Consider the following 18,708-nt stretch of genomic DNA (forward strand, 5'->3'; position numbering starts at 1 on the left):
ATGGCTTCAGTTGTGGGCGTGCCGCTCGTAGAGGGAATCCCCCTCCGTGTCGGACAACTGAACCCCTGTCCGGTCGAGGATTTCTCCCGTGGTCCGCCAGAGCTGCGTTATGGCATCGGTGTACCCGACCAAGGCATTGATCTGGTTGATCTTGGCCGCGGCCAGATCGTTTTCCACGTCGAGTACATCCTTTGTGGTGGCAAGACCCACTTCGTTCTTCTTGATGAAGGACCGAAGCCGCTCTTCGGCAAAGGCCCTGCCCCGCTCGGTAACATCGATCTGTTTGTATCCCGACTCCACCCCCCGGATGGCGGCCTTGACATCGTTCTCCACATTCGCTTCGAGGCTGCGCACCTGGGTCTTGGCCTGCTCCAATCGGAGCTTGCTTCTGATGTAATCGTTCTCGGCGGCATTGTTGCCCAAGGGATACGCGAACTGCAGGCCTACGCCCCAGACCGGATAATCAGCCGAACCGATCTTTTCCATATCCCTGTTGTAGTGGGCATCAAGGCCGGTCAGCGCAGCGCTGGCGCTCAGGTTCAGGTCGGGAAGCGTCCTGTTGTGGGCCACCCGCATTTCAAGCTCCCTCGATTTGAGGGCGGCCAACTGCTCTCTGATCTCGGAGCGATTGTCCAGGGCGCGCTTGACCATCTCCTTCTCGTTGACGGCAAAGGGCTCCTTTGTCGGCATGTCGACCGGGACAATCTCTTCCCTGCCCGGAAGCTGCAGGAGCACCCTCAGCACGTCATTCTGGTCGCGCACCGCCTTTTCCGCGTCGATCAGATCCTTCTCCCGGCTCGCCACCCCGAACTCGGCATTAAGGATCTCCATGGCAGGCAGAACCCCTGCCTTCACCCGAGCCTTGGTGTCGTCGAGAATCTTCCGGGCCAGAAGCAAAGAGGTTGTTTTCACCTCCAGGTCCCCGCGCAGGCTGTAGAGCTTGAAGTACTCGTTCCTCACCCGCGCAACCGTGTCGGAAAGCGTGGTTCTGAAGCGTTCAAGGGACTCTCCCCTGCTGTTTCGCGCCACCATGATGGCAAGCTCTGTCGGCTCCCTGCCGAAATTTTTCAACAACGGCTGGGTAAGGTTCACGGTCAGGTCTGAATTCCAGTAATTATTGAAGGATCTCGTCGAATTATTGCTGTTGTACGTGTTGTTGAAGGTCACCCCGAGGGTTCCGCCTATCGGTATGAGCTGACTTATGCCGGGATTAACATCAAAGGTTTTCTGACGATTGGTGAGACTGCCGGTGAGAAATGAACTGGCCGGTTCAGTGACTGAATAGTTAAAGTCCGTGGCCAAACGGAGGGTTGTGTCGTAAATCCCTTCGTTCTTCCGGATATCGGCCTGGGCCATGGCAGGATTGTAAAGCTCGGCTTTAACGTCAAGATTCTTTTCGACGGCACTCCTGACTGCCTCCGCAAGGGGCAGGGAGATCTGGCCTTCCGCAGCAAAAGCTGGGGCCGCGACAAGGCAGAGGCACAGGGCAGCACACATCCGTTTCATTCGTCAATTCCTCCTCAAATGGCCATCGAGCAGCGCGTTGTTCCCTTTTGGGATCGAACGGTTTTCTTCTTCCATTGTCAAATAAACGATAGAGCCCTGCAAAACGTTGAAAAATATTTTCACATCCAATCAACATTGATAGCACGGCACAACTACCGTCGTTATGTTCACTAAAATCCCCCCCCTGTCAAGGCGAAAGTTGGCGAGCTATCCCAACGTCGCTGACGTGGCACAACTCCTTCTGTAATCCGGGGAAATGTGCATAACATACGGTTTTGTTTGCCTGAATTGTGCAAACCGCGTATCTTCGTCCCGTGATGCAGTTCAACATTTCGCCAGAGGTGCCCTATGAAGCCAATCGCCAGCATTGCCCTCCTTCTCTGCCTCATCTCTTTTTCCGCCATGGCGGAAGAGTCACCGAAGGTGGTTCCGCAACCGACCGCCGAACCGCCAACGGTTCTGCAACCAGCCCCTGAACCACCTAAAACCGCCGAACCCCCAAAGCTCGCAGAACCATCACAAGCACAACAGCCCGTGAAAATCGGTTACGTCGATTTATCGAAAATTGCCACTGACTCGGCTCCCGGCAAGGCAGCAAGTGCCAAAATGAAGGAAAAAACCGAGAAATACCGTTCACAGATTGCCGCACGGCAGAAGAAGCTCGAAAATATGAAGAAGGATATTGAATCGAAGCTGCCCAGCCTCACGCCACAACAACGGCAGGCAAAGGTAAAGGAATTGGAGAAAAAGGTCGGAGAATATCAGAAGTACGTTCAGGAAGCCGAGAAAGCGATGCGAAAAACAGAGGGCGAATTGACAGAATCGATGTCCAAGGCTATTCAGAAGGCCGCTGACGATTACGGCAAAGCCAACGGATTTGCCGTAATCGTACCGAAGCGTGACCTGCTCTATCTTGGCGATAAGGTCGATGTAAAAGATGTGACGGAAGATATATTAAAAAGCATCCGGTAAGTCTCTCCTCTTTGCGGGAGACATCGCAATGCGAACGTTGGGGGGCACCGGATATCAGGTGCCTCCCAACGCGGATTTTGCTTGCAGATCATAGAGGCCATTTTATCGTTTGTGGTGTCCCCCACCAAGGATGTAGCCGGTAAGAGCTCCGGCCGCGCCACCGAGAGTAGCTCCGACCGCGGCATTTCCTCCAGCGATTCCGGTAAGCAGGGCTCCACCTGCAGCACCGATGGCGCCTCCGCTTAATGTGCGCTGCTGGGTTGGCGTCATCCCCGCACAACCAGCAGTTACCGAAACCAAGGCAGCTATAGCGATAAATTTTTTTGGTTTCATCAGATATCTCCTTTGTGTCAACGCCATGTCACAAACTGTTAGGCGATGCCTTATCGTTGAATATCCATTTCCCACAATCAGCCTACTCCTTTGTCTCATCGACAAAACCGGCCTTTATCCTCGGATTGACAATCCTGTCCCAAAGAACCTTCATCACCGGTTCTTTCAGTGAGCCAGGATTTTCTTTGTAGTACTCAGTGATCATTCCGGTGATTTCATTCATGGGGATTCCGGACAATCCTTCCGCCATCTTCGCCGCGAGTCCTGCTTTTTTCAGTTGCGGCCGTTGCTCCGCGACTTCGCGTTCCATCGTCACGACATGCCCGATCCCCCAGATGAAGGCAACCCTTTCACTGGCGGTCATGGCCTGCCAGATCTCTCCATCCAGAAGTGGCATCTCCTTAAGGCTTGCACTGGTATCAGACACGGGTTTCTCTTCGGCTGCCCTTGCGTCATTGTAAGTTCCAGACGTTGCCCCCACTAACGCCAGCACACAGCACAAGCATACAAGTTTCGGTAATTGCATGGTCTTCCTCCCTTACTCTGTGGTGTTTCATTACGGTTGTTGCGCTGACTTTCTCCGGATTTCCTTAAGATTAATCCTCAAGTTCTGGTAACAGTCGCCGATACGTGGTATAGATCAGAGAAAGCACTTTTTTCATTTGCCCCCGTTACGGGGGCTTCTTTTTGCAGTGCGCCCGTAGCTCAGCTGGATAGAGCACCAGGCTTCGAACCTGGGTGTCGGGAGTTCGAATCTCTCCGGGCGCGCCACTCCCCTTCAATTTCGTATCTCCCCATCATTGCGTCTTCAAGAACTCCGTCAGCGCATACTTGTCTTCTGCGGAAAGATCAGTTCCGAAATAGTGTCCCTTGTTTTCGATGAGATCCGGGCAGAGGTTGTCGCCGCTTGCGGGGTCGACATTGGCGAACGCGGCAACGGGAGTCCCGGCCGGAAGCGTCACGACACCGGACGGAGTCGGCAGTAGCACGACGTCATTGGTTCTCAGGATCGAACCGGCTTCATCCCGCTTATCCGGATTCAGAAGCAGATCCATCGCGTTCTCATAGGCTGCGATTCGACCGGCCACCGACGGGTCGCCGGTAAAACGGCCCAGCCTGTCATTGTGGAAGAAGGGGGCGGTCGCCCAGATGCCGACGAGCGGCATGTCGCGGTAGAAACCGGGGCCGCCGGTGGGCCGCTCCTTGTACTGGTCCGATGAGAACGCTGCCCAGATGTGCCCTGCCATCCAGTTCGTCGTGCGGGCACGGCAGCTGTTCGTGCCGACTTCCGAGTAAGGATGAATCAGATCGTCGGTAAGAACGTTGTGCTTCACGGAAGGGTCGCCATCCGAGTGGCATGCCCCACACGCGTTGTAGAAAACCTTCTTTCCCTTTTCAACGACCTTCCAGTCGACAAAATGAGGGCCATCCGGCGCGTTCACCAGGCGCGGAGAACGGGGAGTCTGGAGAAAGGCACAGAGCTTACCGACAGACTCCTCCGCCTCCACGAGATCAGGGCAGACCTTCCTGCACTCGGCAAGATCAATGGGAATTTGGCTCCCTCCCGGTCCATTGGCAAGGTGTCCGACCATGCATTCCGCGGCGCACATGCCGATGTTAAAGTAAACGCGGAGCGCAGCTGTTTCGCAGCCCGCATCATCCTCCCCTCCCTGCCCGTTGCGATGGGCACGGACAGGAACACCGCCAACGGTGACATTGAAGAACGGACGATCCGGAACATCCCAGATCGGCGTAATCATTCCCGGATTGTTGATGTGATCGTTTTCAAGGACAGTCGTGTCCACCGTGCCTGGCGCCCAACTGGAAAACACCTGATAGCGTGGGTCATGGGGCGAGAGGTGGCCCCTGAAAATTTTCCCGATCTGCAGATATTGATTTCCGATGGTGGGGTGGATGTTTTCCGCCTTCGGATGATTCGGGTCAGCGGGGGGATGATTGGGGTCAAACCCGGCGTGGCAGGCGGAACAGGTAACGCCAATGAGTGGAGGGCCGCCTGAAGGATTGGGGAACTTGCGGATTCCGATTACTCCCGCGGACTCTGAGTCTGCACATCGGTCGAAGTTGTCGGTCGAGGCATCCCCTGGCGTGCAGTCCGGATCATTGATGACCCCGAACTCGTTGAAGCGGGTGTCGCGGGGCCAGGTCAGCATCTGGTCGAAACCAAGCGGAAGATTGAAGGGAGGGTTAGGCAGGATCAGGCTGAAAAAACGCTCGCCGCCGAAAGTGCTTTTAAACCAGATGTCACGCCCCGCCGCCACGTTCTGTTTATCTTTCGCGAAACATGAAACAGCCGAAATGAACAGCGCGGCAGTCAATATCGCAATGGCTAATACTATTTTTTTCACGTTCATCCTCCTTGGATACAGGGCTCCTGTCTGCGGAGTTTCTTGGCCTTCCTGGCCAGACGTGATGATCAAACCTCTTCCCGTCACCTCCCTCCTCAATAAACTCCGGACGCGGGTTCGACTCCCGCCACCTCCTCCAATTCCAAGGCAGTTTACTGGGCAAGTTTATACCGGGCTTTCAGGTATGCAATGGTTCGGAAACATTATCCCGCTCTTACAAAACCATTACACCTGTCCTCAAGACAAACAAAAAGCCCTCGATTCCCCGAGAGCTTTTTGACTACTCCGGACTATGCCGGATTATGAATTGGTGGAGGTGGCGGGAGTCGAACCCGCGTCCGAAGATCATACACAGAAGGCGTCTACATGCTTATGCCAGGATTTGATTTAGCCGCCCGACTCTCCCCTGGCAGGGATTTCCGGGAAGCGATCCCGCTAAAGTTTCGCCTTGGGGCCGCAGGCACTCCCCTTGACTATCCCACTAAAATAACGATCCATCTTCACCCGTGGGAGAGGCTCGGCGGATCGGTAGCAGGGTATTAAGCTGCTACGGCGTAGTCGTAATTATCGGCGTGTAATTCGCCCCGGGCTTTTTAACGAGGCCAGCCCGGACCTCGGCATGCAACCTTTAGTTTCCTATCCCCGTCGAAACCTGTACACCCCCTTGTAAACTCTTATCAGTGACTCTTGCTTCTTTCCCTGAGGGCTTGGGCCATCTCCCTCGACTGGTCTTTCTTTTTCATGTCCTCGCGCTTGTCGTACAGCTTCTTGCCCTTGGCAAGGCCTAGCTCCACCTTTGCGAGGCCGTTCTTGAAGTAGAGGCGGAGCGGGACAACCGAGTACCCCTTCTCGCGAATCTTGCCGAAGAGCTTTTCGATCTCGCTCTTATGCATCAGGAGCTTGCGCAGCCTGTCGGGGTCGTGGTTCTGGCGGTTGCCGAAATCGTAAGGGTTGATATGGAGATTGTGCAGAAAGATTTCACCGTCACGGACCAGGGCGAAGGAGTCGTTGAGATTCGCCTTCCCCATGCGGAGTGATTTTACTTCGGTCCCTTTCAGGACCATTCCCGCTTCGAAGCGCTCTTCGATGAAGTAGTCGTGAAACGCTTTCTTGTTGTTGCAGATCAGCTTTTCTCCCATGAAAGTGATAGTAGCAGATATGGCGAAATCATTGCAAGGAGTAAAAACCCTTGCAATTACAGGACAAAAGAGGTTTGCGCACGGTCAAGGAAACGCCTCCCGACTTACGACGAGATTGCCGGCAAGGAAAACCTGGAGAATCTCTCCCGAATGAATGAGCGCCTCGTGCAGCGCCTCGCCGGAACCATTCCGACCCGGAAGCTTCATCACAAGGAAATCGGCATGTTTCCCTTTGTCGAGGGAACCGGTCCGATCAGCAAGGGCCAACTGGCGAGCAGAGCCGATGGTGGTCATTGAAAGGACTTCCGAAGGAGCAAAAATGCCCGGGAAGGTGTCGAGGAGATACCGCATTTCATCCCATAGGGAGAGGGAGTCATTGCTGGCCAGCGAATCGGTGCCAAGGGCAAGCGGGACGCCGAGCTTCTTCAGCAGAACGACCGGGGCGCGGCCTACGGCGAGCTTGTCGTTGCTCCGGGGACAGAGGACCACGCCGACGCCACGCTTGGCCAGGATTTCGGCGTCAGACGGCATAAGGTGAACGCAGTGGACAGCCGAGATGGTGCCGTTCAATACGCCGAGCCCATCGAGCCAGGCTGTGGCGGTTGTGCGCCGTGGAGCGGGAAGGTACGGCTCCCACCGGACGTGGGGATAGAGAAGTTCGGCAATTTTTCCGGAAGAATCAAAGAAAAAATCGCTCTCTTCGCGGGACTCGGCCAGGTGAATGACTCGTGGCACGTTCCGCTCATGCGCCAGACGGAGGACATCCTGGTGGAGATGTTCGGCGACTGTGTGGGGAGCATGGGGTGAAATGCCCGGGAGGAATGAGCCGCCGGAAAAGGAAGCGATGGCAGCATCAAGGTCTTCAAAGAGCTGGGCATTGCGAACCGGGTCGTGACCGATGGCCTCGAAAAAGAGTCTTCCTCTCAGGTCTGAATCGGCATAGAGGGGGATAAGTGAACGGTCGGTAAGGATCTCGCCGATGGCTGTGGTCCCGGCTTCGAGGCAGATCCGCAGCCCCTCGCGCACGGAAAGGTCCAGCTCCTGCGGCGACAAGGCCCGCCGGATCTTGATTACCTGGATTATCCAGTCCACGTAAGTTCGAGGAGAATAGTCGATCCCCTTGCGGATCTTCCAGGAAGGGAAATGGGTAAGCTCCAGGTGGGTGTGGGCGTTGACGAGCCCGGGGAGGATGGCGCAACCGGGGAAATCATGAACGGGACCGCCATGACGCGAACGGAGATCGGCGAGCGTTCCTGTTTCGACAATGCAGCCGTCGTCGACGGCCACCGCGCCGCCGGGTATGGGGGGAGATGATATCGGCAGAATGTATGAAGCGGCGTAAAGTTCCATCGAAAGGGCTCTCGGCAACGGGTCTTTACTCAGTCATTACACTCTACCACAAAAGAACACCAACTCCATCAAACTACCGTTATACAGCTTTCGCCAGACCGGGACAGAGTTCCCCGGCCTGTCGCAGCAAGGCCTGAATCTCCGGCAGGCGCACGATTTCGCACTGTTCCGCCAAAACGGCCTCCAGAATCTCATCGGTTGTCAGCGGATTGGCCAGAACGACACGTAAGACTGTGAGCTCCATGTCGTGGCGAGCCACATGCAGCCGTGTTCGAGAGACAAAGGTTTTACCCGCTTCGCGCTGATATTTCTGCAACAGCTGACAGACCTGGTCAAGAAGCCCATTGATAGCGGCGCGCTGTTGGGCTGTCGCCTCGGTCAGGGCCTGCTGGATGGCAGGCGGACAGTAGCGGTAGGTGAGAATATTCAGTTCCGGTTCGCTGATCAGCTCGAAATCTGGATGGCGCTGGATCATGTCGGCAAAGGTGCGCGCCCGCTCGATCCCCATATCAATGAGAAGCTCGTACCCCTTGCGGCCTATGATCGAAAACCCGGCATGAACCAGCATCGCCTTCCCGGGCCGCGACCCTTCCAGGGTATGACTGCCCAAGTCCTTGGATCCATGACGCAGGATATAGTTGGCGTGATGCTCGATAGCCGAGAGTGCGGTGGGATCCTTGAATACGACCATCCCCGCCCCCATCGGCACATAGAGCTGTTTGTGCCCGTCAATGGTAACCGAGTCGGCACGCTCGATTCCACTGAGCAGGTGACGGTGCCGGTCGGAAAAGAGGGTCGGCCCCCCCCAGGCGGCATCCACATGAAAATGACAGCCGAGCTCTTGGGCTAAATCGGCCAGTTCTTCCAGCGGGTCGACGTTGCCGGTTTCAGTCGTCCCGGCGATACCGACCAGCGCCAGCGGGAGGGTGTTCCGATCCTGCAGGCGCCGGCATTCTTCTCTCAGCGCCTTGAGGTCGATGCGGTTATTGGCATCGGTCTTTACCTTGATCAGGTCGTCCCTGCCGATACCGAGGAGGTCGGCAGCCTTACCCAAAGAGTAGTGGCCGCGCTCGGAGACGAGAACGGCAATCCCGTCCACGCCGCGATATTTCAGGGCACGGGCCAGCCCTTCCTGGGCAATGCCGCGGAACCCTCCGTCCGGAGCGAACAGGCGGTTGCGCGCCACCCATAGCGCCGTGACGTTGGCGATGGTGCCGCCGGAGCAGAAGGCCCCCAAGGCATGCTGGCTGTTATGAATCCATTGCGGGTAGAAACCGTCATCCCGGCCATAGACCAGGTGATGAAGCATGGCAAGGACCTGACGCTCCATGGGCGTAAAGGCCTTGGATGTCTCCACCTTGACCACATTCTGGTTGAGGGCGGTCATGAGGCGCGCCAGCGGGAGCATGAAGTAGGGGAGCGCCGAAGTCATGTGGCCGACAAAGGCCGGTGAGGCGGTATGGACCGAGTGGGCGACGAGGTTCTCTTTGACGAATTCGGTATACTCGGAGACGTAGGTCGGTTCTTCAGGTATGGAGAAGGAGGAGAAATCCGCTTCGATCTCTTCGAGGGGGCGTTCGATGGCGACGATATGGGTCTGCAGGAAGCCGGCGACATCGCCGCTAATCGCCTGGTCGATGGCGCCGAGGGTCGAATCGGGTGCTTCCGGCACGGTGAAGATCCGGTAGAGGTTTTCCAGGCTGGCACGGGCTGCGTCACGATTTTTCGGCATTGTTCGCTCCATCCTTTGAGCTGACGGGGGACTTAACATAAGGGAGTACCGGAAACGGTATGCTTACTGCTCTTCTCCCAGGATGCAGTTGTCGATCAGCCTTGTCGTTCCTATCTTCACGGCCAGGGCGATAAGAGTTCGCCCGTTGGCCGTTTCGACTGCCTCAAGGGTGTCGCCATCGCGGAAATCCGCATAGTCGATGACGGCGCCGGAAACCTCGCCGATAACCCGGAGTACTCTATCCCGCAGCGTTCCAACGCTTCGCTCCCCATCCAGGAAGAGGTCCCTTGCCGTGGCAAGGGCGCGGCTGAGACAAAGAGCGTTTCTCCGCTCTTCGGGCCCCAGGTAGGCATTGCGGGAGCTCATGGCAAGGCCGTCCGCTTCACGCACAATGGGCATGCCGACGATTTCCACGTCCATGTTCAGGTCGGCGGCCATGCGGCGGATGACTGCCAACTGCTGGAAGTCCTTCTTGCCAAAGAGGGCCACGTGGGGCATGACGATGTTCAACAGTTTGGCAACCACGGTGGTAACACCCTGGAAGTGGCCGGGGCGGCTCGCGCCACAGAGGGGGAGCGTCAGTTCCTCCACGTTCACATAGGTCTGGAATCCCCGGGGATACATGTCGGACGCCTTGGGCGCGAAGATAATATCTACCCCCGCCGTCTCGGCCACGTTACGGTCCCGCGCCAGGTCGCGCGGATAGGCATCGAAGTCCTCGGTGGGCCCAAACTGGGTGGGGTTTACAAAGATGCTCGTCACGAGGATGTCGGCCCTTTTCTTCCCCTCAATCATAAGTGAGGCGTGTCCCTCGTGGAGGAACCCCATGGTGGGGACCAGGGAAATGCTTTTCCCCTCCCTTCGCGCCTCCCGCGAAAAGGCCTGCATCTCGGCTACGGTTTCAATGATTCTCATCTCAGCTGAATGAATGCCCCTCGTCGGGGAACTCTCCTTTCTTCACTTCGGCGATGTATGAGGAAACCGCGCTGGTTATCAGCGCATTGGCGTCCCCGTAACGTTTCACGAACTTGGGAGAGTATTTTTCGCACAGTCCCAAGATGTCATGGATTACAAGCACCTGGCCGTCGCAGTGGGGCCCCGCGCCGATGCCGATGGTGGGAATGGAAAGCTCTGCGGTGATTCTTTCCGCCAGCCTCAGCGGTATCCCTTCCAGGGTCACGGCAAAGGCACCGGCTTCTTCGACGGCTTTCGCGTCATCCAGAAGCCGCTGGGCCTGCTCTTCCTTTTTCCCCTGGACCTTGTACCCCCCCATCCGGTGAATCGACTGAGGGGTGAGGCCGATGTGGGCCATGACCGGGATATCCATGTCGACAATGGCGCGGATGGTGTCGGCCACATGGGCGCCACCTTCCAGCTTGACCGCTTCCGCTCCACCCTCCTTTACGAGACGTCCGGCATTGAGGCGGGCGTCCCGCACGTCGGTTTGATAGGAAAGAAACGGCATGTCTGCGATCACGAGAGCCTTGGGCCGGGCCCGCACCACCGCCCGGGTGTGATAGACCATTTCGTCGACGGTGACCGGCAGGGTATTGTCATACCCGCTGAAGACGACTCCCACGGAATCACCGATAAGGATCATGTCAATGCCGCAGTCATCCATTATGCGGGTAAAGGGGTAATCATAGCTGGTGAGGACGGTTATCTTCTCGCCGGCTGCCTTCATTTTCTGGATGTCGAGGATTGTCTTCTTGCGGTTCACGGCTGCTCCACACAACAAAAAATGCGCCACCGGGGTTCCGGAGGCGCATGTACCAAGACCAAGAGAAAAAGATTCATTCCCTGTCGTTGCGGCTATTGCCATCCGTCCCGGTTCGTACGAATCCAGGCAGTATCAATTTGTCGTGAACAGATTTCGACTCCGCCAGTGTTGCGGGTCATTTATAAAACACGGTTATTGTTTACCATAGATCAGATGAAGCTGTCCATTAAATTCATTCGGCGATTTTCTTCATCATTTCAAGTTCTCTCACTACGGCGGAGCTTTCTCCGCGCCGAACTTCCATGTCTTCAAATATTTTGGTTACCATCTCGCCCACAGCTTCCACCGACTGCTTGATTTCGCTGCCGTCTTCCACCTGTTTTACGGTCGCCTTGACCATTTCCTGGGTCATTTCCTTAATCGTATCAACGGAGCGGACAATGCTCATGGCGGCATCGGACTGCTCCTTGGACGCCTTGAATATCTGAGAACTCATGCTGCTCACGTTTTCGATGGAATGGGTGACAAGCTGCACGCTGCGGACCTGCTCTTCGGTCGCAATCTTAATTTCCTGGGTCATATCCAGCGAGCGGGCCGAACTCTCGTGAATCACCTGGAGCGATTGCCCCATGACACCCCCCAGTTCCACCCCCTTCTGCACGAGTTCCTTGGAGGCGGAAATGTTCTGGGCGGCACTGCGGGACTCATTCATTATCTCTTCGATGATGCCGGTGATTTCACCGGTTGACTGACCGGTCTGGAGCGAAAGGTTGCGGATCTCGTCGGCAACAACGCCGAAGCTCTTGCCGTATTCTCCAGCCTGGGCAGCGATGATTGAGGCGTTGAGAGCGAGGAGATTGGTCCGCTTGGTAATGTCGTTGATAACCCCTACGATGCTCTCGATGCGGCCGCTGTTTTCCGTGAGCCGCTTCATGGCGTCGAAGGAAAGCTCAACCGAACGTTGGATCTCGGCCAGTGACGCAATGGTCTCCTTCACCACGCGCCTCCCCCGGTCAGCTTCCTCTTTCACCTTGCTGGAAACCTGGTGCGAAATCGCGGCACTCTGCTCAACATTCTTGATGGTGGAGTTGAGCTCTTCCATGGCCGACACCGATTTTTCTATGGATTCAGAAAGATAATCGAGATTTTTCGTAACCTGCTCGATGGATACGTAAATGTTGCTCACCGACGAACTTGTCTCATCAACGGAGGCAAGGACGCTTTCGGCGGCGGATGCGATGTGAGCGGTACCGTCGGCAACAGAATTGACCGCATCTTTGAGGTTAATTACGTAGCGGGAATAGTGGTCGCGGTTCTTGAGCAGATCGGAGAAAGTGGTTTCCAGCTCGGAGGTGAGCGCTCCGATTGCCTTCAGAAGATTGACCCTCACAATGGCCGAGGCTGCCTGGTCGGCGAAGAGCCTGATGGTGTCGACATCGGTGTCATTGAGAGGGCGCCGGCTCTGGCGGTTGTCTATGCCGAATACCCCCACTGACTCACCCTTCACGATGATGGGGCAGAGAACAAAGCTCCTGGAGCGCAACGCACGGATGGCGTCGTAGGGAGGCTTGAGCCGAAAGTCAGCCGGATATGTACTGAGATCGTCGATCATATAGATCTGCCGATCCGCAAAGCACTTGAAAATGACTCCGCTGCGGATATCAAGAGGGATGCTGACCCCTTGGGAGTTGAAGTCCGGTGTGCCGACGGACGCCACAAAGGAAAGATTGGAGCGCCCTTCGTCGGCCATCAGGATAGAGACCCGTTCGTAACCGAGCACATCGTGGAGTCCTTCAGCGCACAGGTGCAGAACCTCATCGATGTCAATGGATTTCTGGATTTTACTGCTGATCTGGTGAAAGTTCTTGATGTTGCTGTCGAGGGCCCGGTAACGCTGTTCAAAAATTTCCTTTTGGGAAGCGACCTCCCGATGAAGAACATTCAGTTCCGAAGCCCGACTATGGAGCTCATCGGTCGTCTTGCCGATATAGTAGCCGAGCACGGCGAGCACACCTGCGGTGCCGATTCCCATGTAGGTATACAGTGCGATATTAAAGGGGGATTTGACGATATCGCCAAAAACTTGCGACAGGAGAGACTGGTCAGGATTGGCGAAAAAAATCAGGCGGATGAGCGTCCATCCTATGGGGGCGCTGATACCCAGAATACACCCGAAAAGCCCGTAGCGAATACTTCTGTTCTTCACGACAGCCCCGGAATCCATAAACGGTTTCCCTCCATGTGAATCGTACCCCAAAAGAGGTTCATACTATAAATAACATCGGTCGCTGCATGAGTTTCTTCAGAGAAATATCGTCACACTCTATAGCGCGGAGGGATTAAAGTCAATTCTCACTCCCTTCCGACATTGATTCCCAGCTCTTTGGCGGCGGTTACCATCTGTCCGCGAGGATCGACAAGCTTGAGTTTGCGGACCGCTTTTTCAATGGGAACGGAACGGATGGCTCTTCCCTTGAGACAGATCATCTCTCCGTACCGCTCCCTTTCGATAAGCTCAACGGCGCCGATGCCGAAACGGCTCCCGAGACAGCGATCAAAGGTGGAGGGTGACCCCCCCCGTTGGAGATGGCCGAGAACTGTCACCCGGATGTCCATATCGAGACAGGAGGTAAGTTCGCGGGCCACAAAGCTGCCGATGCCGCCGAGCCGCTCGATTGCCATGGTTTCATCGGCCTTTTTTTGGACGACCCGTGTACCGCCCCGGGGAAAGGCTCCCTCAGCCGCCACTACGATGCTGAATTTGCTGCCTCGCCGGCGCCGGCCTTCAATGGCATTGCAGACGGTTTTCAGTTCAAAGGGTATCTCGGGGATCAGGATCACGTCCGCGCCGCCGCTAATGCCTGACTCCAGTGCGATCCAACCGGCATAGCGCCCCATCACTTCCATGATCATGATACGGTGGTGGCTCTCGGCCGTCGAATGGAGCTTGTCGAGGGCATCGGTGGCTGTTTCCAGGGCCGTGTTGTAACCAAAGGTGACATCGGTTTCCATCAGATCGTTGTCAATTGTCTTCGGGACACCAACCACCGGCACCCCTCTTTTCATCAACTCCAGGGCGATCTTGAGGGAACCATCTCCCCCCACTGCCACTATGGCGTCGATCCCGAGGTCCTTTACCCGCACCACTACCCGGTCGGACACGTCGGTCAGCACAGTTTTACCGTTAACCTCAATGGGGTAGGAAAAGGGATTGCCCCTATTGGAGGTGCCAAGGATCGTTCCTCCCCTCGGAAGGATTCCCCTCACGTCTTCAAGCCCCAGTGGTCTTGGGCATCGGTCGTAGAGAAGGCCGTCGAATCCGTCCTCGATACCGACCACCTCCCATCCCCTCCCGATGATGGCGCTCTTCACCACGCCCCGTATCACCGCGTTGAGGCCGGGACAGTCTCCCCCTCCCGTAAGGATGCCGATCTTCCGTTTCATGGTTTCCCCTCCTGAAGAAAACTCCTTGCCAGTGCGGCACTGCCGAGAATCCCACCGTCGTCTCCCAAGGAAGCCTGGCGGATAACGAGGCGCTTACCCGGAATGGGAAAGGCCCTGGCGAGAACTTCCCGTCTCATGCTCTCGCACAGGAGGTTGAAACTCGAGGAGACTCCTCCCCCGAGAATTATCGCTTCGAGATTAAGGAGATTGGCAACCGACGCGGCAGCGATCCCCAGATACCGTCCGGCATCGGCGAAGAGGCCCAACGCCGCCTGGTTACCGTCCAGTGCCGCAGCGGCAAGTATTTTGGTTGAAATGGCGTCAATGTCGCATTGCGCCCCGAATACATCCTTCTGTTGGCAGATCATCTCTCTTGCTGCGGAAACCAGGGCGCTTGCGGATGCGTACTGCTCGAGACAACCGCGGTTGCCGCAGGGACAGGGCCTCCCCTCGGATTCCACGGTCATGTGGCCAAACTCGCCTGCCACCCCGTCGATTCCGGTCCAGACCTTGCCGCCGAGAATCAGACCTCCCCCCACGCCGGTGCCGAGGGTAACCATAAGAAATGACCGATAGTCCCTGCCCGCCCCGTAAACGCTCTCTCCGAAGGCAAACGCGTTTACATCGTTCGCCACTACTGCGGGGAGCCCGCTCATGGCCTGAAGCTCATCCCGCAGATTTACACCGTCCAAGGGCCTGAGGTTCACCGAAACATACACATGGCCGTCATTGGAAATGAGTCCCGGCACCCCTGCCCCCAGCGCGGCCGGTTCAATATTGTTGTCTCTGGCCGCGAGCAGCAGGGACTCGATCCCCTTACCAAGACGCGAGAGGAAAGAGGGTCGACCATCGTAGATATCGGTCCTGCTCTTGGTTTTATGGATAATGGCGCCCCGTTCGTCAACGAGAGCCAGACGGAGATTGGTACCTCCTATGTCTATGCCGATATAGGCGCGCTTGTTGCCATTCATGGGAGCAGAACTCCTCGTGCCCTAGTGCGTGCGGGCCGCGAAACGGGGATAAAGCCGGTCGTAGGTAGTCAGCAACCCTTCAGGGACAACGCGTACGTCGGCGACAACCGTCATGAAATTCGTGTCGCCATTCCAGCGCGGAACGATATGGATATGGAGGTGGTCTTCTATCCCTGCGCCGGCTGCCCGGCCGAGATTGAGCCCGATATTGAACCCCTGGGGTGAGGCTTCCTCCTCAAGAACGCTTCTGCAGAGCCGGACGGTTCGGAAAAGGTCAAGCATCTCCACATCAGTCAGGGAGTCCAGTTCCGCCGTGTGGTGTCGTGGCGCCACCATCAGGTGACCATTTGTATAGGGGTAGCGATTGAGCATTACCAACGATAACGGTGTTCTGTAGAGAACAAGATTCTGTCGATCCTCGTCCGTCCGCGCATCCAGGCAAAAAATGCAGCCATGCGGCTTTTCATCGAGAATATAATCCATGCGCCACGGCGCCCAGATTCTTTCCATCTCTCCCCCCTTCTCCCCGGTTATTTATCTGCCCGCATCACGGGAATTATCAACGAACTTTGCTTCAAATACAAGCATTCACGAGACATTTCACCCCGCAAACCAAATAAAATGTTTTTTTAGTGATACTGTAATTTGACCTTGACAAAGGGCTAAAACAAGGTCTAAGGTGTCTCAATTTATGAGAAATCAGCAAAATAAAACCATGTAACGGGATTGAATTAAAGCAAGGCAATTTTTACTATTACTAAAATTATCCACAAAGAAAGGAGCAAGGAAACTCATGAGCAAAAAACAGGATGCCCTGGAATACCATTCGAGCGGACGCAAAGGAAAGATAGAAGTCGTCGCCTCGAAGCCTTGCCTCACCCAGCGGGACCTCTCTCTTGCCTACTCCCCGGGCGTTGCCGAACCGTGCCTGGAAATCGAGAAAAACCCCGAAGATGCTTATAAGTACACCGCAAAAGGAAACCTGGTCGCCGTAGTCTCCAACGGCACTGCGGTTCTGGGCCTCGGGAACATCGGCGCCCTTGCCGGCAAGCCGGTCATGGAGGGGAAAGGGGTTCTCTTCAAGCGCTTTGCCGACATCGACGTCTTCGACATCGAACTGAACACCGAGAACCCCGATGAGGTGATCAAGGCCTGCCAGCTCCTCGAGCCCACGTTCGGCGGCATCAACCTGGAGGATATCAAGGCCCCCGAGTGCTTCTACATCGAGGAAGAACTCAAGAAGACCATGAACATCCCGGTCTTCCACGACGACCAGCACGGCACTGCCATCATCTCCGCCGCCGCCCTCACCAATGCCCTGGAGATCATCGGCAAGAAGATCGAGGATATACGCATCGTGGTGAACGGAGCCGGGGCCTCGGCCATCGCCTGCGCCAACCTCGCCATCTCGTTGGGGGTGAAGAAGGAAAACCTCATAATGTGCGATACCAAGGGTGTCATCTACAAGGGACGCACCGAGGGGATGAACAAGTACAAAGAACGCTTCGCCGTGGACACTCCCCTGCGCACTCTGGAAGAGGCAACGGCAGGGGCCGACGTCCTCTATGGTCTCTCCTCCAAGGGGGCATTCACGCCGGAGATTGTGCGCAAGCTTTCCAAGAATCCCATTATCTTCGCCATGGCCAACCCCGACCCGGAAATCACGCCCGAAGAGGCCCATGCCGTGCGTGGCGACGTCCTCATCGCCACCGGCCGCTCCGACTACCCGAACCAGGTGAACAACGTCCTCGGCTTCCCCTTCATCTTCCGGGGAGCCCTCGATGTCCGGGCAACCACCATCAACGAGGAGATGAAGAAGGCGGCTGTTTTCGCCCTTGCCGAGCTTGCCCGCGAGGAATGCCCCGACTCGGTCTGCCGCGCTTACGGCAACGTGAAGTTTTCCTTTGGTCGCGACTACATCATCCCGAAACCCTTCGACCCCCGCGCCCTCCTGCGGGTGGCACCGGCGGTTGCCAAAGCCGCCATGGAGTCTGGAGTGGCCCGCCAGCCCATCGAGGATATGGAGAAGTACGTGGAGCACCTTGAGTCATTGCAGGGGAAAGCGAAGGAAACCCTGCGGATGATCATCAACAAGGCCAAGGCCGATCCCAAGAAGCTCGTCTTCCCCGAGGGGGACAATGAAAAGATCCTCAGGGCGACCCAGATCCTCATTGAAGAAGAGATTGCCAGACCGATCCTCATCGGCAACCAGGACAAGATCAGGGAAAAGATGGCTGAGCTGGGACTCGATTTCAACGGCAGTGTCCAGATCATTGACCCGGCCACCTTCGAGCGGTCCGAAGAATATGCCCAGGAACTCTTCCGCCTGCGGCAGCGCAAGGGATTGACCCTTTCCGAAGCCCGCCGGATCATGGCCCGCAAATCCCGCACCCATTTCGGCTGCATGATGGTGCACATGGGGGATGCGGACAGCCTCCTCTCCGGCATAGACACCCATTACCCCGAGACTATCCGTCCAGCCCTTGAGGTCATCGGCAGAAAGCCCGGCCTGTCCAGCGTGCACGGCCTCTACATGATGGTCTTCAAGAAGGGGATCTATTTCATGGCCGATACCACGGTCTGCATCGAGCCGACTCCTGAAGAACTGGCGGAAACAGCCATTCTTGCAGCGGAGAAAGTCCGCATGCTTGACATCGAGCCGACAATCGCCATGCTCTCCTTCTCCAACTTCGGCTCTGTCAACCATCCCCAGGCCCAGAAGGTCAAGCGTGCCGTAGAGATCGTCAAGCAGAAGGCCCCGGATCTCATCGTCGACGGTGAAATGCAGTCGGACACGGCAGTCGTCACGGAAATGATCCAGAAGAGCTTCTCCTTTGCAGCCATCAAGGAGGCCGCCAACGTCCTCATCTTCCCGGACCTCAACTCGGGCAACATCTGTTACAAGCTCCTCCACCACCTTGGCGGCGCCGACGCAATCGGGCCGATTCTCATGGGAATGCAGAAACCGGTTCACGTCCTCCAGCGGGGTGACGATGTTAGTGACATCGTGAACATGGCTGCACTTGCCGTGGTGGATGCCCAGAACTCATAATAGCTCCACATAAGAAAGACAGAACAACAAAGGGGGCCATGAGCCCCCTTTCTCTTGCCTTCAGTCCGGATACTTTGATAAAATTTCACCTCTTCATATCGACTGCGATTCCCCTTGCACGGG

15 protein-coding genes, 1 tRNA gene and 1 other RNA gene are annotated in these 18,708 nt (G+C 56.3%); 4 read left to right on the forward strand and 13 right to left on the reverse strand.

Translation table 11 applies throughout. The features are described from left to right. Positions 1-6 precede the first annotated feature (6 nt). Positions 7-1,506 (reverse strand): TolC family protein, encoded by a 1,500-nt coding sequence (locus KI811_RS05400; protein ID WP_214185454.1) that lies wholly within the window; start codon positions 1,504-1,506, stop codon positions 7-9. 348 nt (positions 1,507-1,854) lie between these two features. Between KI811_RS05400 and KI811_RS05405 the strand changes: the two genes are divergently transcribed. Together KI811_RS05405 and KI811_RS05410 are read left to right on the forward strand one after the other, a co-directional pair. After that, positions 1,855-2,478 carry an OmpH/Skp family outer membrane protein gene (locus KI811_RS05405; RefSeq protein ID WP_214185455.1) on the forward strand — a complete coding sequence of 208 codons (624 nt, stop codon included), beginning with the start codon at positions 1,855-1,857 and terminating at the stop codon, positions 2,476-2,478. Between the two features lie 81 nt (positions 2,479-2,559). Further along, entirely contained in the window at positions 2,560-2,724 is a 165-nt protein-coding gene (locus KI811_RS05410; protein WP_214185456.1) for a hypothetical protein, read from the forward strand. Positions 2,725-2,893: 169 nt separating this feature from the next. Here KI811_RS05410 and KI811_RS05415 read toward each other — a convergent pair whose 3' ends face one another. After that, the gene (locus KI811_RS05415) at positions 2,894-3,337 is read right to left on the reverse strand and encodes a hypothetical protein (RefSeq protein WP_214185457.1); all 444 of its coding nucleotides are present in this window, start codon (positions 3,335-3,337) and stop codon (positions 2,894-2,896) included. Positions 3,338-3,505: 168 nt separating this feature from the next. Between KI811_RS05415 and KI811_RS05420 the strand changes: the two genes are divergently transcribed. After that, positions 3,506-3,582, forward strand: a tRNA-Arg gene (locus KI811_RS05420). 26 nt (positions 3,583-3,608) lie between these two features. Here KI811_RS05420 and KI811_RS05425 read toward each other — a convergent pair. The 11 genes from KI811_RS05425 to KI811_RS05475 all read right to left on the reverse strand — a co-directional run bounded on the left by KI811_RS05425 (position 3,609) and on the right by KI811_RS05475 (position 16,043). Further along, the gene (locus KI811_RS05425; protein WP_214185458.1) at positions 3,609-5,177 is read right to left on the reverse strand and encodes a c-type cytochrome; all 1,569 of its coding nucleotides are present in this window, start codon (positions 5,175-5,177) and stop codon (positions 3,609-3,611) included. Positions 5,178-5,485: 308 nt separating this feature from the next. Further along, positions 5,486-5,841, reverse strand: a transfer-messenger RNA (tmRNA) gene (gene ssrA, locus KI811_RS05430). Between the two features lie 13 nt (positions 5,842-5,854). After that, complete coding sequence (gene smpB / locus KI811_RS05435) at positions 5,855-6,316, reverse strand: SsrA-binding protein SmpB (protein ID WP_004511418.1); 462 nt, start codon at positions 6,314-6,316, stop codon at positions 5,855-5,857. A gap of 84 nt (positions 6,317-6,400) precedes the next feature. Beyond that, entirely contained in the window at positions 6,401-7,666 is a 1,266-nt protein-coding gene (locus tag KI811_RS05440; protein WP_214185459.1) for an amidohydrolase family protein, read from the reverse strand. A 79-nt stretch (positions 7,667-7,745) separates the two neighbouring features. Beyond that, a complete protein-coding gene (panP, locus tag KI811_RS05445; RefSeq protein WP_214185460.1) occupies positions 7,746-9,398 on the reverse strand; it encodes a pyridoxal-dependent aspartate 1-decarboxylase PanP in 1,653 nt (550 codons plus the stop codon). Between the two features lie 63 nt (positions 9,399-9,461). Then, positions 9,462-10,313, reverse strand: a complete 852-nt coding sequence (gene panC, locus KI811_RS05450) for a pantoate--beta-alanine ligase (protein ID WP_214185461.1) — start codon at positions 10,311-10,313, stop codon at positions 9,462-9,464. 1 nt (position 10,314) lies between these two features. After that, complete coding sequence (gene panB / locus KI811_RS05455; RefSeq protein WP_214185462.1) at positions 10,315-11,118, reverse strand: 3-methyl-2-oxobutanoate hydroxymethyltransferase; 804 nt, start codon at positions 11,116-11,118, stop codon at positions 10,315-10,317. Between the two features lie 232 nt (positions 11,119-11,350). Further along, the gene (locus tag KI811_RS05460; RefSeq protein ID WP_214185463.1) at positions 11,351-13,342 is read right to left on the reverse strand and encodes a methyl-accepting chemotaxis protein; all 1,992 of its coding nucleotides are present in this window, start codon (positions 13,340-13,342) and stop codon (positions 11,351-11,353) included. Positions 13,343-13,470: 128 nt separating this feature from the next. Then, positions 13,471-14,562, reverse strand: coding sequence for a 6-phosphofructokinase (locus tag KI811_RS05465; RefSeq protein WP_214185464.1), 1,092 nt, complete (start codon positions 14,560-14,562; stop codon positions 13,471-13,473). Beyond that, complete coding sequence (locus KI811_RS05470; protein WP_214185465.1) at positions 14,559-15,533, reverse strand: ROK family protein; 975 nt, start codon at positions 15,531-15,533, stop codon at positions 14,559-14,561. Before KI811_RS05470 ends, KI811_RS05465 begins: the two co-directional genes overlap by 4 nt. Positions 15,534-15,554: 21 nt before the next feature. Next, a complete protein-coding gene (locus KI811_RS05475; protein WP_214185466.1) occupies positions 15,555-16,043 on the reverse strand; it encodes an HIT family protein in 489 nt (162 codons plus the stop codon). A 283-nt stretch (positions 16,044-16,326) separates the two neighbouring features. Here KI811_RS05475 and KI811_RS05480 point away from each other — a divergent pair, with 283 nt between their 5' ends. Next, a complete protein-coding gene (locus tag KI811_RS05480) occupies positions 16,327-18,585 on the forward strand; it encodes an NADP-dependent malic enzyme (protein WP_214185467.1) in 2,259 nt (752 codons plus the stop codon). The last annotated feature ends 123 nt before the right edge of the window (positions 18,586-18,708 follow it).

This window comes from Geobacter hydrogenophilus, from assembly GCF_018501225.1.
GTDB lineage: Bacteria > Desulfobacterota > Desulfuromonadia > Geobacterales > Geobacteraceae > Geobacter > Geobacter hydrogenophilus.